The organism is Enterobacter cloacae complex sp. CDL013, assembly GCF_049238805.1.
GTDB lineage: Bacteria > Pseudomonadota > Gammaproteobacteria > Enterobacterales > Enterobacteriaceae > Enterobacter > Enterobacter hormaechei_C.
In genome coordinates this window covers 440,506-453,096 of the sequence record NZ_JBMKGT010000003.1, presented here as the reverse complement: position 1 = coordinate 453,096, position 12,591 = coordinate 440,506, and the positions used below count along the sequence as shown (strand labels likewise).

13 protein-coding genes are annotated in these 12,591 nt (G+C 56.2%); 9 read left to right on the top strand and 4 right to left on the bottom strand.

What is annotated here, in order from left to right:
- Window positions 1-4: 4 nt before the first annotated feature.
- The 4 genes from secD to ACOTXD_RS07865 all read left to right on the top strand — a co-directional run bounded on the left by secD (window position 5) and on the right by ACOTXD_RS07865 (window position 4,029).
- On the top strand, window positions 5-1,852 hold the full coding sequence (gene secD / locus ACOTXD_RS07880) for a protein translocase subunit SecD (protein WP_003859106.1): 1,848 nt from the start codon (window positions 5-7) through the stop codon (window positions 1,850-1,852).
- Between the two features lie 10 nt (window positions 1,853-1,862).
- Window positions 1,863-2,834, top strand: a complete 972-nt coding sequence (secF, locus tag ACOTXD_RS07875; protein WP_003859105.1) for a protein translocase subunit SecF — start codon at window positions 1,863-1,865, stop codon at window positions 2,832-2,834.
- A 138-nt stretch (window positions 2,835-2,972) separates the two neighbouring features.
- Complete coding sequence (locus ACOTXD_RS07870; protein WP_023315514.1) at window positions 2,973-3,338, top strand: VOC family protein; 366 nt, start codon at window positions 2,973-2,975, stop codon at window positions 3,336-3,338.
- Between the two features lie 10 nt (window positions 3,339-3,348).
- Complete coding sequence (locus ACOTXD_RS07865; protein WP_022650457.1) at window positions 3,349-4,029, top strand: helix-turn-helix transcriptional regulator; 681 nt, start codon at window positions 3,349-3,351, stop codon at window positions 4,027-4,029.
- Window positions 4,030-4,147: 118 nt separating this feature from the next.
- On the opposite strand, the gene ACOTXD_RS07860 is transcribed toward ACOTXD_RS07865, so the two are convergent.
- Window positions 4,148-5,032, bottom strand: a complete 885-nt coding sequence (locus ACOTXD_RS07860) for a nucleoside-specific channel-forming protein Tsx (protein ID WP_032610182.1) — start codon at window positions 5,030-5,032, stop codon at window positions 4,148-4,150.
- Window positions 5,033-5,300: 268 nt separating this feature from the next.
- The gene (locus ACOTXD_RS07855; protein ID WP_050870457.1) at window positions 5,301-5,840 is read right to left on the bottom strand and encodes a DUF3251 domain-containing protein; all 540 of its coding nucleotides are present in this window, start codon (window positions 5,838-5,840) and stop codon (window positions 5,301-5,303) included.
- Between the two features lie 152 nt (window positions 5,841-5,992).
- Here ACOTXD_RS07855 and nrdR point away from each other — a divergent pair, with 152 nt between their 5' ends.
- From nrdR to thiL, 5 genes are all read left to right on the top strand, one after another.
- The gene (nrdR, locus tag ACOTXD_RS07850; RefSeq protein WP_003859099.1) at window positions 5,993-6,442 is read left to right on the top strand and encodes a transcriptional regulator NrdR; all 450 of its coding nucleotides are present in this window, start codon (window positions 5,993-5,995) and stop codon (window positions 6,440-6,442) included.
- Between the two features lie 4 nt (window positions 6,443-6,446).
- Window positions 6,447-7,550: a bifunctional diaminohydroxyphosphoribosylaminopyrimidine deaminase/5-amino-6-(5-phosphoribosylamino)uracil reductase RibD gene (gene ribD / locus ACOTXD_RS07845; RefSeq protein WP_022650459.1), complete on the top strand. Its 1,104-nt coding sequence runs from the start codon at window positions 6,447-6,449 to the stop codon at window positions 7,548-7,550.
- Between the two features lie 87 nt (window positions 7,551-7,637).
- Entirely contained in the window at window positions 7,638-8,108 is a 471-nt protein-coding gene (gene ribE / locus ACOTXD_RS07840; protein WP_003859098.1) for a 6,7-dimethyl-8-ribityllumazine synthase, read from the top strand.
- 21 nt (window positions 8,109-8,129) lie between these two features.
- Window positions 8,130-8,549, top strand: coding sequence for a transcription antitermination factor NusB (gene nusB / locus ACOTXD_RS07835; RefSeq protein WP_006809908.1), 420 nt, complete (start codon window positions 8,130-8,132; stop codon window positions 8,547-8,549).
- A 77-nt stretch (window positions 8,550-8,626) separates the two neighbouring features.
- Window positions 8,627-9,598: a thiamine-phosphate kinase gene (gene thiL, locus ACOTXD_RS07830; RefSeq protein WP_023315516.1), complete on the top strand. Its 972-nt coding sequence runs from the start codon at window positions 8,627-8,629 to the stop codon at window positions 9,596-9,598.
- A 69-nt stretch (window positions 9,599-9,667) separates the two neighbouring features.
- Here thiL and ACOTXD_RS07825 read toward each other — a convergent pair whose 3' ends face one another.
- Window positions 9,668-10,642, bottom strand: coding sequence for an aldo/keto reductase (locus ACOTXD_RS07825; RefSeq protein WP_017383171.1), 975 nt, complete (start codon window positions 10,640-10,642; stop codon window positions 9,668-9,670).
- A gap of 62 nt (window positions 10,643-10,704) precedes the next feature.
- Window positions 10,705-12,567: a 1-deoxy-D-xylulose-5-phosphate synthase gene (gene dxs / locus ACOTXD_RS07820; RefSeq protein WP_023315518.1), complete on the bottom strand. Its 1,863-nt coding sequence runs from the start codon at window positions 12,565-12,567 to the stop codon at window positions 10,705-10,707.
- Window positions 12,568-12,591: the final 24 nt, after the last annotated feature.

The following is a 12,591-nucleotide window of genomic DNA, read 5'->3' as shown; positions in this document are numbered from 1 at the left end:
TGCCGTGTTAAACCGTTATCCTTTGTGGAAGTACATCATGCTGGTCGTCGTGATTATCGTCGGCCTGCTGTACGCGCTTCCCAACCTGTATGGTGAGGATCCGGCCGTTCAAATCACTGGCGCGCGCGGTGTCGCCGCCAGTGAGCAAACGCTGATCCAGGTCCAGAAAACGTTACAAGAAGAAAAAATTACCGCTAAGTCTGTGGCACTGGAAGAGGGCGCAATTCTTGCTCGCTTCGACACCACCGACACGCAGCTCCGCGCACGTGAAGCGCTGATGGGCGTGCTGGGTGATAAATATGTCGTGGCGCTTAACCTTGCTCCTGCAACCCCACGCTGGCTGGCTGCGCTGAACGCAGAGCCAATGAAACTGGGTCTTGACCTGCGTGGCGGCGTTCACTTCCTGATGGAAGTGGATATGGATACCGCGCTCGGCAAGCTACAGGAACAGAACATCGACAGCCTGCGCAGCGATCTGCGCGATAAGGGCATTCCGTACACCACCGTACGTAAAGAAGATAACTACGGCATGAGCATCACGTTCCGCGACAGCGCGGCACGCGATCAGGCTGTGACCTATCTGTCTCAGCGTCACCGCGATCTGGTGATCACCTCTCAGGGCAGCAATCAGCTGCGTGCGGTAATGACCGACGCGCGTCTGAGTGAAGCACGTGAATACGCCGTTCAGCAGAACATTAACATTCTGCGTAACCGTGTAAACCAGCTGGGCGTGGCTGAGCCACTGGTACAGCGTCAGGGTGCTGACCGTATCGTGGTCGAACTGCCGGGTATCCAGGATACCGCCCGTGCGAAAGAGATTCTGGGCGCGACGGCGACCCTGGAGTTCCGTCTGGTTAACTCCAACGTTGACCAGGCTGCTGCGGCTTCAGGCCGTGTGCCGGGCGATTCCGAAGTGAAGCAGACCCGCGAAGGCCAGCCGGTTGTGTTGTACAAACGCGTGATCCTGACCGGTGACCATATCACCGACTCCACTTCAAGCCAGGATGAGTACAACCAGCCGCAGGTTAACATCTCGCTGGATAGCGCAGGTGGCAACATCATGTCTAACTTCACCAAGGACAACATCGGCAAGCCGATGGCGACCCTGTTCGTGGAGTACAAAGACAGCGGTAAGAAAGACGCCAATGGCCGTGCCGTGCTGGTGAAAGAGGAAGAGGTGATTAACATCGCCAACATCCAGTCTCGTCTGGGTAACAGCTTCCGTATTACCGGTATCAGCAACCCGAACGAAGCGCGTCAGCTCTCTCTGCTGCTGCGTGCCGGTGCGCTGATTGCGCCAATTCAGATTGTTGAAGAACGTACCATCGGTCCAACCCTGGGTATGCAGAACATCAAACAGGGTCTGGAAGCGTGTCTGGCCGGTCTGGCGGTGTCCATCATCTTCATGATCTTCTTCTATAAGAAGTTCGGCCTGATTGCGACCTCCGCGCTGATTGCCAACCTGGTGCTGATCATCGGTATCATGTCCCTGCTGCCAGGGGCGACGCTAACCATGCCAGGTATCGCGGGTATCGTTCTAACCCTTGCGGTGGCGGTCGACGCCAACGTACTGATAAACGAACGTATCAAAGAAGAGCTGAGCAACGGTCGTTCTGTACAGCAGGCGATTGAAGAAGGCTACAAAGGGGCGTTCAGCTCCATCTTCGATGCGAACGTAACAACACTGATTAAGGTTCTTATCCTGTATGCAGTGGGTACTGGCGCGATCAAAGGCTTTGCGATTACTACCGGTATCGGTGTCGCAACGTCGATGTTTACCGCTATTGTCGGCACCCGTGCCATCGTGAACCTGCTGTACGGCGGCAAGCGCGTCAAAAAGCTGTCTATCTGAGGAGTGCGTTGTGGCACAGGAATATACTGTTGAACAATTGAACCACGGCCGTAAAGTCTGGGACTTTATGCGCTGGGACTACTGGGCCTTCGGCATTTCAGGTTTTCTGCTGATCTTGTCCATCGTCATTATGGGCGTGAAAGGCTTTAACTGGGGCCTGGATTTCACCGGTGGTACGGTGATCGAAATTACCCTGGAAAAACCGGTCGATATGGACCAGATGCGTGAGTCTCTGCAAAAAGCGGGCTTTGAAGAGCCGCTGCTACAGAACTTCGGCAGCAGCCGCGACATCATGGTGCGTATGCCGCCGGTACACGATGCCAACGGCAGCCAGGAGTTGGGCAGCAAGGTCGTTCAGGTTATTAACGAAACGACCAGCCAGGATGCAACGGTTAAGCGTATTGAGTTTGTCGGCCCGAGCGTTGGTGCTGACCTGGCGCAGACCGGTGCGATGGCGCTGCTTGTGGCGCTGATCTCGATCCTGATTTACGTCGGTTTCCGCTTTGAGTGGCGACTGGCGGCAGGCGTGGTTATCGCCCTGGCGCACGACGTGGTGATCACCATGGGCATACTGTCCCTCTTCCACATTGAGATTGACCTGACGATTGTGGCATCCCTGATGTCCGTTATCGGTTACTCACTGAACGACAGTATCGTGGTATCTGACCGTATTCGTGAAAACTTCCGTAAGATCCGTCGCGGCACGCCGTACGAAATCTTTAACGTGTCGTTGACCCAGACGCTGCACCGTACGTTGATCACCTCCGGCACCACCCTGATGGTGATCCTGATGCTGTTCCTGTTCGGTGGCCCGGTGCTGGAAGGCTTCTCGCTGACCATGCTGATCGGTGTGTCTATCGGTACGGCCTCGTCTATCTACGTCGCGTCCGCGCTGGCGCTGAAGCTGGGCATGAAGCGCGAGCATCTGATCCAGCAGAAAGTCGAGAAAGAAGGGGCGGATCAGCCGTCCATTCTGCCGTAAGCGTCTTATGCGGTATCGAAATCCCGGCCTGCTGGCCGGGATTTTTTTTGTCTGCATCTCACAAACACTCCTGACAGTATGCTGTCAGGAGCCCTGTCGTAGACTCCTTCTGAACCCTAACAACAGGCAGGAGGACGTATGAAAAGTGTCATTAACTGGTTTGAAATTCCGGTCGCCGATATGGATCGCGCCATCAAATTTTATGAGTCGGTGATGCAGGTCGCGCTGCGGCGCGAGAAGATGGACGTGGCTGAGCTGGCGGTTTTCCCGCACGAGGATCCGGCCACCGGCGGCGCGCTGGCGAAATTTGACGGCGTTACACCCTCTTCGCAGGGCGCTATTATTTACCTGCATACTGACAATCTGGCGGCCACGCTCGATCGTATTGCTTCTGCGGGCGGTGAGTGCGTGTTTGGCCCGCTGGAACTGCCGCAAGGCATTGGCACTATAGCCCTGTTTACCGACAGCGAAGGTAATCGCGTCGGCCTCCATCAACCGGTATGAGAGTTAACCGATGACCCGACGCGCTGACCGTTTGTTCCAGATTGTGCAGATCCTGCGGGGCAGGCGTCTGACAACGGCAGCGCATCTGGCGGAAAGGCTTGGCGTGTCCGAGCGCACGGTGTACCGCGATATCCGCGACCTGTCGCTTTCCGGCGTGCCGGTGGAAGGCGAGGCGGGAAGCGGATATCGGCTAATGTCGGGTTTTGATTTACCCCCGTTGATGCTGACCAACAAGGAGTCCGAGGCGCTGATGGTGGCGATCCGTCTGCTCAAAACCTGGGGCGGGGAATCGCTGTCGCGCGAGCTGGAGTCGGCCCAGGAAAAAGTGCTGGCGATCCTGCCAGAAGAGAGCCGCCGCAAAGCTGAACAGACGCGAATTTACGCGCCGGATATTGCCCTTCAGCCACACTCCCGTAGTGGTTTCGACGTGATCCACCAGGCAATTTCTGCCCTGCGTGTGCTGGCGCTGCACTATCGCGATGAAGCCGGGCAGTTAACCTGGCGTGAGGTTCAGCCGCTGGGGCTGTTCTTCTGGGGTGAGCACTGGCTGCTGGCCGCGTGGTGTGAACGGCGCGATGACTATCGCTGCTTCCGTCTCGACCGGTGTTTGCATATTACGCTGACGGAAAGACACTTTAGCGAAAGCGCGGACAGGTCGCTGGCGGATTTTTTGCGCAAGGTGAAGCAGTAAAAAGCCGGGTGGCGAGGTAAAAGCAAAACGGCAACGATGTTGCCGTTTTTTGTGTTTGCGCCCTCTCCCGTGGGAGAGGGAAGGGGTGAGGGCACCAGCCCGCACAATCCCGCACTGATTAGAAGTTGTAACCCACGACCAGGTAACCGCCCCAACCGGTAGAACGAACGCTGAAGTCGCCGTTGCCGAAGTTCAGGCTGGCGTCGTCGTTCCACTGACCACCGTTGTGCCAGTAACGCGCAACAACAGAGTAGTGCCAGTGATCGTAGTTCAGCGCCAGGATGTGGCTGGATGCGATGGAGTCGTTAGTGCGCGCTTTTCTGCCGTTCAGGTCGCGGAAATCGTTATCGCCCAGGTCTGAACCCCAGTCAAAGTTGGTGAAGCCGATATAGCTCAGGTTGCCGCCCCACAGTTGGGTAATTGGCACAAAGTATTTCACTTTGAAACGGTAGCCATCCCACTCGTTCTCGTTCGCAGCGCCGTAGTTCTGCCACTGGTATTTTGCGTAGACGTTCATGGACAGGCTCATCGGCAGGCCAGTCTCAATGTCTGTACCCAGACCCATATACCAGGTGCTCTGGCGACCGGACTTGTTGCGGCCCATGTCGTAGATGTAGTTGTTTGCGAAATACCACTCTTTGAACGGACCAAACGCCAGACTGGTACCAGTCAGTTTATCAATGGAGAAGCGTGGTTCGATCTCCATGAACAGTGGGGAACCGTGGTTCCAGATACCTTTCGCGTCGGTGTTACCGCCGAAGAATACCGGTGCGTCCATGTAGCCATAGAAATCAAACCAGTCTTTTTTTGCGAATGCTTCGTACTCGAGGTAAGTATCGTTACGGATCTGCGGTCCGAAACGGGTATGGTAGCTGCCTACCACGTTAACGCTCTGGTGCCACCAGTCGGAGAGGTATTGTGGTTTGTCGTTTTCCGCTGCGTTAACAGTGAAAGAGGAGGACAGAGCCAGAACTGCACCGGCTGCGAGTAATGTTTTTTTCATAATCATGCCACTGATTGAAATTCCCTTCCGGGAGTGAAAAATGCGCGAATTGCGTTTCTAAATATTTCGTGTTTCTGCGGAGCCTATTATAGGAATCCTTGCTCACAAAAATATGTGTTGTTTCACATATCTCTCACATACGTAATCGATTGCGTTCACGTTTGCGTACTTTAGACGGGCGCGATTGTAGCGGCAATCATTTATGTTGCCAATCCATACGAAATGTAAATGTTAGCGGAGTGACATTTCACTCCGCTAAAAGGGCGGGTTATTGCGCGGCGGGTTGAATGTCGTGAATACGGATAAAGCCCAGCTGTTCTGGCGTCAGTCCGCTCAGCTGGAGCGGGATGTCAACATCGCTCGGCGCCAGCGTGCTGGCGGGGGCGGTGAAGAGCTGATTCTTCACGTTCACTTCCTGATAGCTCTCCGTGGTGCCCTGAATCTGGCCCCACTCTACGGTGCCGCTGAACGCGGGCAGCGGATCGTTGGACTCACCCTGAATGCGTAATGTTGCGCGAGTACCATCGGCATTCGCTGCAACATTCACCAGAGACATCTTTAGCGTGCCAATCTGGCTGTTCAGACGCGCGGGCGTGTTTGCACCTGGCAATAAATAAACGCCATTGCTGGATTTGGCATTCAGCGCGTTCTGCTGGGTGATCTTCACGGTTTCTTTATTAAGTTTGTCCATCGCCACGTTAAGCGTACTCACGCTTTGTTTCATCTCGCGGACTTCGCTTTGCTGTGCGCAGGCGCTAAGCGTGAACAGGCTCCCCACCAGCACTATTTTCAGGTAACGTCTTGTCATTGCGTTTAATTCCTTGAAATCACAGATTGCTGCAATGGTAGACAGGATAGTGCCGTCAGGCATAGATCCTTTGTCTCAAAAAGCTCTTCCTTTGTTGTCGGGCCAGTTCAGGGTAAAATAGAAATCAGTTAACCAGATAACAGGGACATCGTATGCATTGCCCATTTTGCTCCGCTGTGGATACCAAAGTCATCGACTCACGTCTTGTAGGCGAAGGGTCTTCCGTGCGTCGTCGTCGGCAGTGTCTGGTGTGCAACGAGCGTTTTACCACCTTCGAGGTGGCAGAGCTGGTAATGCCGCGCGTGGTAAAAAGTAACGATGTGCGCGAACCGTTCAATGAAGAAAAACTGCGTAGCGGGATGCTCAAGGCGCTGGAAAAACGGCCCGTCAGCTCCGATGACGTCGAAATGGCGTTAAACCACATTAAATCTTATCTGCGGGGGTTAGGTGAGCGCGAAGTGCCGAGCAAAATGATCGGCAATCTGGTGATGGAACAGCTGAAAAAGCTCGATAAAGTCGCCTATATCCGCTTTGCCTCCGTTTACCGCAGCTTCGAAGACATCAAAGAGTTTGGCGAAGAGATCGCCCGCTTACAGGATTAAGACCATGCACGACGAGATGTACATGGCGCGAGCCATGAAGCTGGCGCAGCGCGGTCGGTTTACCACTCACCCTAACCCCAATGTCGGGTGCGTCATTGTTAAAGATGGTGAGATCGTGGGGGAAGGTTTTCACTATCGCGCAGGCGAGCCGCATGCTGAAGTGCATGCCTTGCGCATGGCGGGGGAGAAAGCGCGTGGCGCGACGGCCTATGTGACGCTGGAGCCATGCAGCCACCATGGGCGTACGCCGCCGTGCTGTGAAGCGCTGATTGCGGCGGGCGTCTCGCGCGTTGTCGCCGCCATGCAGGATCCTAACCCGCAGGTAGCGGGCCGCGGACTGTATCGTCTGCAACAGGAAGGAATCGACGTCAGCCACGGCCTGATGATGCAGGATGCGGAAGCCCTGAATAAAGGCTTCCTGAAGCGTATGCGCACCGGCTTCCCGTTTATCCAGCTTAAGCTTGGCGCGTCACTGGATGGCCGCACGGCGATGGCGAACGGCGAGAGCCAGTGGATCACCTCGCCACAGGCAAGGCGCGATGTGCAACGTCTGCGCGCGCAAAGCCATGCTATTCTCACCAGCAGTGAAACGGTACTGGCTGACGATCCGGCCATGACCGTACGCTGGGAAGAGCTGAATGCAGATACGCAGGCGCTCTATCCGCAGGAGAACCTGCGTCAGCCGCTGCGCATTATTATTGATAGCCAGAACCGCGTGACGCCGGAGCACCGCATCGTGCAGCAGCCGGGGGAAACCTGGATTGCACGCACCAAAGAAGATACGCGCGAATGGCCGCAAGGCGTGCGCAGCATTACGGTGCCGGAACATAACGGGCATCTGGATCTCGTGGTGCTGATGATGTTGCTCGGCAAACAGCAGGTCAACAGCATCTGGGTTGAAGCCGGTCCGACGCTCGCCGGCGCACTGCTTCAGGCGGGGCTGGTGGATGAGCTTCTCGTCTACGTTGCGCCTAAACTGTTAGGTAACGACGCGCGCGGCCTGTTTGTGCTGCCCGGCCTTGAAAAACTGGCCGATGCGCCGCAACTCTCATTCAGTGAGATTCGTCCGGTAGGCCCGGATGTCTGCCTCCATTTAACGACAGCGTAATTGCTCCTGAAATAGGGAAGCAGTACGCAAAGTATTATGATAAAATCCGCCCCCCTGCGGGGCCAAATGAACCCGTAAAGGAAGAGTATGAACATTATTGAAGCTGCTGTAGCTACCCCGGACGCTCGCGTCGCCATCACCATTGCGCGTTTCAACAACTTCATCAATGATAGCCTGCTGGAAGGTGCGGTTGACGCCCTGAAACGTATCGGCCAGGTTAAAGATGACAACATTACCGTCGTTTGGGTACCAGGTGCTTACGAACTGCCACTGGCAGCGGGCGCGCTGGCGAAAACCGGTAAATACGACGCGGTGATTGCGCTGGGTACTGTTATTCGTGGCGGCACTGCGCACTTCGAATACGTTGCGGGCGGTGCAAGCAATGGTCTGGCGCACGTTGCGCAGGATGCTGAAATTCCTGTCGCGTTCGGCGTGCTGACCACCGAAAGTATTGAACAAGCCATCGAACGTGCTGGCACCAAAGCCGGTAACAAAGGTGCAGAAGCTGCACTGACCGCGCTTGAAATGATCAATGTATTGAAAGCCATCAAGGCCTGATTTTTTTGTAAGGGGAATTCCGTGAAACCTGCTGCTCGTCGCCGCGCCCGTGAATGTGCCGTCCAGGCACTTTACTCCTGGCAGTTGTCCCAGAACGACATCGCTGATGTTGAATACCAGTTCCTGTCAGAACAGGACGTGAAAGACGTTGACGTTCTGTACTTCCGTGAACTGCTGTCGGGAGTGGCGACTAATAGCGCGTATCTCGATGGTCTGATGAAGCCATACCTGTCCCGTCTGCTCGAAGAGCTGGGCCAGGTCGAAAAAGCAGTGTTGCGTATCGCGCTGTTTGAGCTGTCTAAACGTGATGATGTGCCGTACAAAGTGGCCATCAACGAAGCGATCGAACTGGCGAAAACCTTCGGCGCTGAAGACAGCCACAAGTTTGTTAACGGCGTGCTGGATAAAGCCGCACCTGCGATCCGTCCCCACAAAAAGTGATCCGCAAACCGGAGTTCTGCATTGCCTGACGGGCAGTGCGGCTCCGGTTTTTTCTTTTATTTGCTGAGGCATAACGTATGGCATGCGGCGAATTCTCCCTGATTGCCCGTTATTTCGACCGTGTCAGAACCTCTCGTCTTGATGTTGAAACCGGCATTGGCGATGACTGCGCACTTCTCAATATTCCCGAAAAACAGACGCTGGCAATCAGCACCGACACCTTAGTGTGTGGGCGACATTTCCTGCCCGACATCGATCCTGCCGATCTGGCGTATAAAGCGCTGGCGGTGAACGTCAGCGATCTGGCGGCAATGGGCGCCGACCCGGCCTGGCTGACGCTGGCTCTGACCTTGCCAGAGGTGGATGAAGCCTGGCTTGAAGCCTTCAGCGATGCCCTGTTTGAGCAGCTGAATTATTACGATATGCAGCTGATTGGCGGTGATACCACTGCCGGTCCGCTGTCGATGACCCTGGCAATCCACGGCTATGTGCCTGCCGGGCGCGCGCTGAAACGTTCGGGCGCAAAGCCGGGCGACTGGATCTACGTGACCGGTACGCCGGGGGATAGCGCGGCAGGGCTGGCAATCCTTCAGAACCGTTTAACGGTTGAAGATGCTGACGATGCGGCGTACCTGGTGAAGCGCCATCTGCGGCCAACGCCGCGTATTTTGCACGGCCAGGCGCTGCGCGAGCGGGCCAGTTCGGCTATCGATCTCTCTGACGGGCTGATCTCCGATCTCGGCCATATCCTGAAAGCCAGCGGCGTGGGCGCGCGGATCGATCTGGATCTGTTCCCGCTGTCAGAGCCGTTGCGTCGCCATGCCGAGCCTGAGCAGGCGCTGCGATGGGCGTTATCCGGTGGAGAAGATTATGAGCTGTGCTTCACGGTGCCTGAGCTGAATCGCGGAACACTGGATGTGGCGTTAGCGCATCTGGGGGCGAAATTTACCTGCATCGGGCAGGTGATGCCGGAAAGTGAAGGGCTGCTGTTTGTCCGCGACGGCGCCCCGGTTACGCTTGACTGGAAAGGGTACGATCACTTCGCGTAATTTTGTGCGCTCTGTATTGCCGGGTGGCGCTGCGCTTACCCGGCCTACGGATTTTGTTCCCTGAATTTTTTATTTAAACCCTACCACCGGATGTTGCTGATACGGCGTCTCCAGCTCGGCAATCTGCTCCGGCGTCAACGATAAGTCCACCGCACTCAACAACTCATCCAGCTGTTCTTCCCGCGATGTGCCCACGATCGGCGCGGCGACACCGCGCTTGCTCAGCAGCCACGCCAGTGCCACCTGCGCGCGCGTTGCACCGATATCGTCGGCGATCCCGGCTAAGCGTTCGGCAATTAACGCATCGCTGGCTTCTGTATCGTCATACAGGTTTTTACCCACTTCGTCCGATACCAGCCGGGCGGTGGTTTCGCCCCACGGACGGGTTAACCTTCCGCGCGCCAGCGGGCTCCACGGGATCACCGCCACGCCTTCCTGGTAGCAGAGCGGCAGCATCTCGCGCTCTTCTTCCCGGTAAATCAGGTTGTAGTGATCCTGCATGGTGACAAAGCGCGCCCAGCCGTGCTGCGCCTGGAGATCGAGCGCCTGGGCAAACTGTGAGGCATGCATGGACGATGCGCCGATGTAGCGCGCTTTACCGGCTTTCACGACGTCGTTCAACGCTTCAAGCGTCTCTTCGATCGGGGTGTTGTAATCCCAGCGGTGGATTTGCAGCAGGTCGACGTAATCCATGTTCAGGCGTCTGAGGCTGTCATCAATAGAACGCAGGATCTGCGCGCGAGAAAGGCCTTCCGCCAGGTCGCCTGACGGGTAGTACACCTTAGTGGCAACCACAACGTCATCACGACGGGCAAAATCTCGCAGGGCGCGGCCAACAATCTCTTCGCTGCTGCCGTCGGAGTAGCTGTTGGCGGTATCGAAGAAGTTGATGCCGCCGTCAATGGCGCGCTTGATGATGGGGCGGCTGCTCTCTTCCGGCAGCGTCCAGGCATGATTTCCCCGGTCAGGCTCGCCAAACGTCATGCATCCCAGGCAAAGCCGGGACACCTTAAGGTCCGTTTTTCCTAATGTCGTGTATTGCATGGTTCCGCTCCTGCTGTTTAAACAATACGTTTAAGCATAGCAGGAGCAGAAAAGGGGAGGGATCAGGCCAGCCAGGTGCGGATTTTGGCTTCGATACCGGCGGCATCCAGACCAATGTCGGCGCGCGCCTCATCCTGGGTGCCTTGCGGGATGAAGTGGTCCGGCAGGCCGAGATTAAGCACCGGAACGGCCTTACGGTTCGCCATCAGCACTTCGTTCACGCCGCTACCCGCGCCACCCATGATGGCGTTCTCTTCCAGCGTGACCAGCACGTCATGGCTTTCCGCCATGCTCAGAATCAGAGATTCATCGAGCGGCTTCACGAAGCGCATATCGACCAGCGTCGCATTCAGGTTTTCAGCGACTTTTGCCGCTTCCGGCATCAGCGTACCAAAGTTCAGGATCGCCACTTTTTCACCGCGGCGTTTCACCAGAGCTTTACCGATATCCAGTTTTTCCAGCGGCTGTAATTCAACGCCAAGGGCATTACCGCGCGGATAACGTACGGCGCAGGGGCCGTCCTGATAGTGGTAACCGGTATACAGCATCTGACGACACTCGTTTTCGTCGCTTGGCGTCATGATCACCATGTCCGGGATGCAGCGCAGGAAGGAGAGATCAAACGCGCCCTGGTGCGTCTGGCCGTCAGCCCCCACAATGCCCGCGCGATCGATAGCAAACAGCACCGGCAGCTTCTGGATGGCAACGTCATGGATAACCTGATCGTAGGCGCGTTGCAGGAAGGTAGAGTAGATCGCCACCACCGGCTTGTAGCCGCCAATCGCCAGGCCCGCAGCAAAGGTTACCGCGTGTTGCTCGGCAATGGCGACGTCGAAATACTGGTCCGGGTATTTTTTGGAAAATTCCACCATGCCGGAGCCTTCACGCATGGCAGGCGTCACCGCCATCAGCATGTTGTCTTTCGCCGCCGTTTCGCACAGCCAGTCGCCGAAGATTTTTGAGTAGCTTGGCATCCCGCCGCTGCTTTTCGGCAGGCAGCCGCTGGTATGGTCGAACTTAGGCACTGCGTGGAAGGTGATCGGATCTTTCTCCGCCGGTTCGTAACCACGCCCTTTTTTGGTCATGATATGCAGGAACTGAGGGCCTTTAAGGTCGCGCATGTTTTTAAGCGTCGTCACCAGACCCAGCACATCGTGGCCGTCCACCGGGCCGATATAATTAAAGCCCAGCTCTTCGAACAGCGTACCCGGTACGACCATGCCTTTGATGTGTTCTTCGGTACGCTTAAGCAGCTCTTTGATCGGCGGTACGCCGGAGAAGACTTTTTTACCGCCTTCACGCAGTGAGGAGTAAAGCTTGCCGGACAGCAGCTGCGCCAGATGGTTATTCAGCGCGCCGACGTTCTCGGAGATCGACATTTCGTTATCGTTGAGGATCACCAGCATGTCCGGTTTGATATCGCCCGCGTGGTTCATGGCCTCAAAGGCCATCCCGGCGGTGATCGCCCCGTCGCCAATCACGCAGACAGTGCGACGTTGTTTATTCTCTTTTTCGGCGGCAACGGCAATACCAATGCCCGCAGAAATGGAGGTGGAAGAGTGGCCGACGCTTAACACGTCATATTCACTCTCGCCGCGCCACGGGAACGGGTGCAGGCCCCCTTTCTGGCGAATGGTGCCAATTTTATCGCGACGTCCGGTCAGAATTTTGTGCGGATAGGCCTGGTGGCCGACATCCCAGATCAGCTGATCGAACGGCGTGTTATAGACGTAATGCAACGCCACGGTCAGCTCAACCGTGCCAAGTCCGGAGGCGAAGTGGCCGCTGGAGCGGCTAACGCTGTCGAGCAGGTAGCGACGCAGCTCGTCACACAGCTTCGGCAGACTCTCTTTCGGCAACAGACGTAACTCCTGAGTGGAGTCAACTAACGCCAGTGTCGGGTATTTGGCAATATCAAAACTCATCAAAGGCTCATCGAGATTTATAGT

What these genes read in the sequence shown, in the direction of transcription:
- ACOTXD_RS07860 (WP_032610182.1), bottom strand. Translation starts at nt 5,032, where the DNA reads ATGAAAAAAACATTACTCGCAGCCGGTGCAGTTCTGGCTCTGTCCTCC.
- ACOTXD_RS07865 (WP_022650457.1), top strand. Translation starts at nt 3,349, where the DNA reads ATGACCCGACGCGCTGACCGTTTGTTCCAGATTGTGCAGATCCTGCGG.
- ribD (WP_022650459.1), top strand. Translation starts at nt 6,447, where the DNA reads ATGCACGACGAGATGTACATGGCGCGAGCCATGAAGCTGGCGCAGCGC.
- ribE (WP_003859098.1), top strand. Translation starts at nt 7,638, where the DNA reads ATGAACATTATTGAAGCTGCTGTAGCTACCCCGGACGCTCGCGTCGCC.
- dxs (WP_023315518.1), bottom strand. Translation starts at nt 12,567, where the DNA reads ATGAGTTTTGATATTGCCAAATACCCGACACTGGCGTTAGTTGACTCC.
- ACOTXD_RS07825 (WP_017383171.1), bottom strand. Translation starts at nt 10,642, where the DNA reads ATGCAATACACGACATTAGGAAAAACGGACCTTAAGGTGTCCCGGCTT.
- nrdR (WP_003859099.1), top strand. Translation starts at nt 5,993, where the DNA reads ATGCATTGCCCATTTTGCTCCGCTGTGGATACCAAAGTCATCGACTCA.
- ACOTXD_RS07855 (WP_050870457.1), bottom strand. Translation starts at nt 5,840, where the DNA reads ATGACAAGACGTTACCTGAAAATAGTGCTGGTGGGGAGCCTGTTCACG.
- ACOTXD_RS07870 (WP_023315514.1), top strand. Translation starts at nt 2,973, where the DNA reads ATGAAAAGTGTCATTAACTGGTTTGAAATTCCGGTCGCCGATATGGAT.
- thiL (WP_023315516.1), top strand. Translation starts at nt 8,627, where the DNA reads ATGGCATGCGGCGAATTCTCCCTGATTGCCCGTTATTTCGACCGTGTC.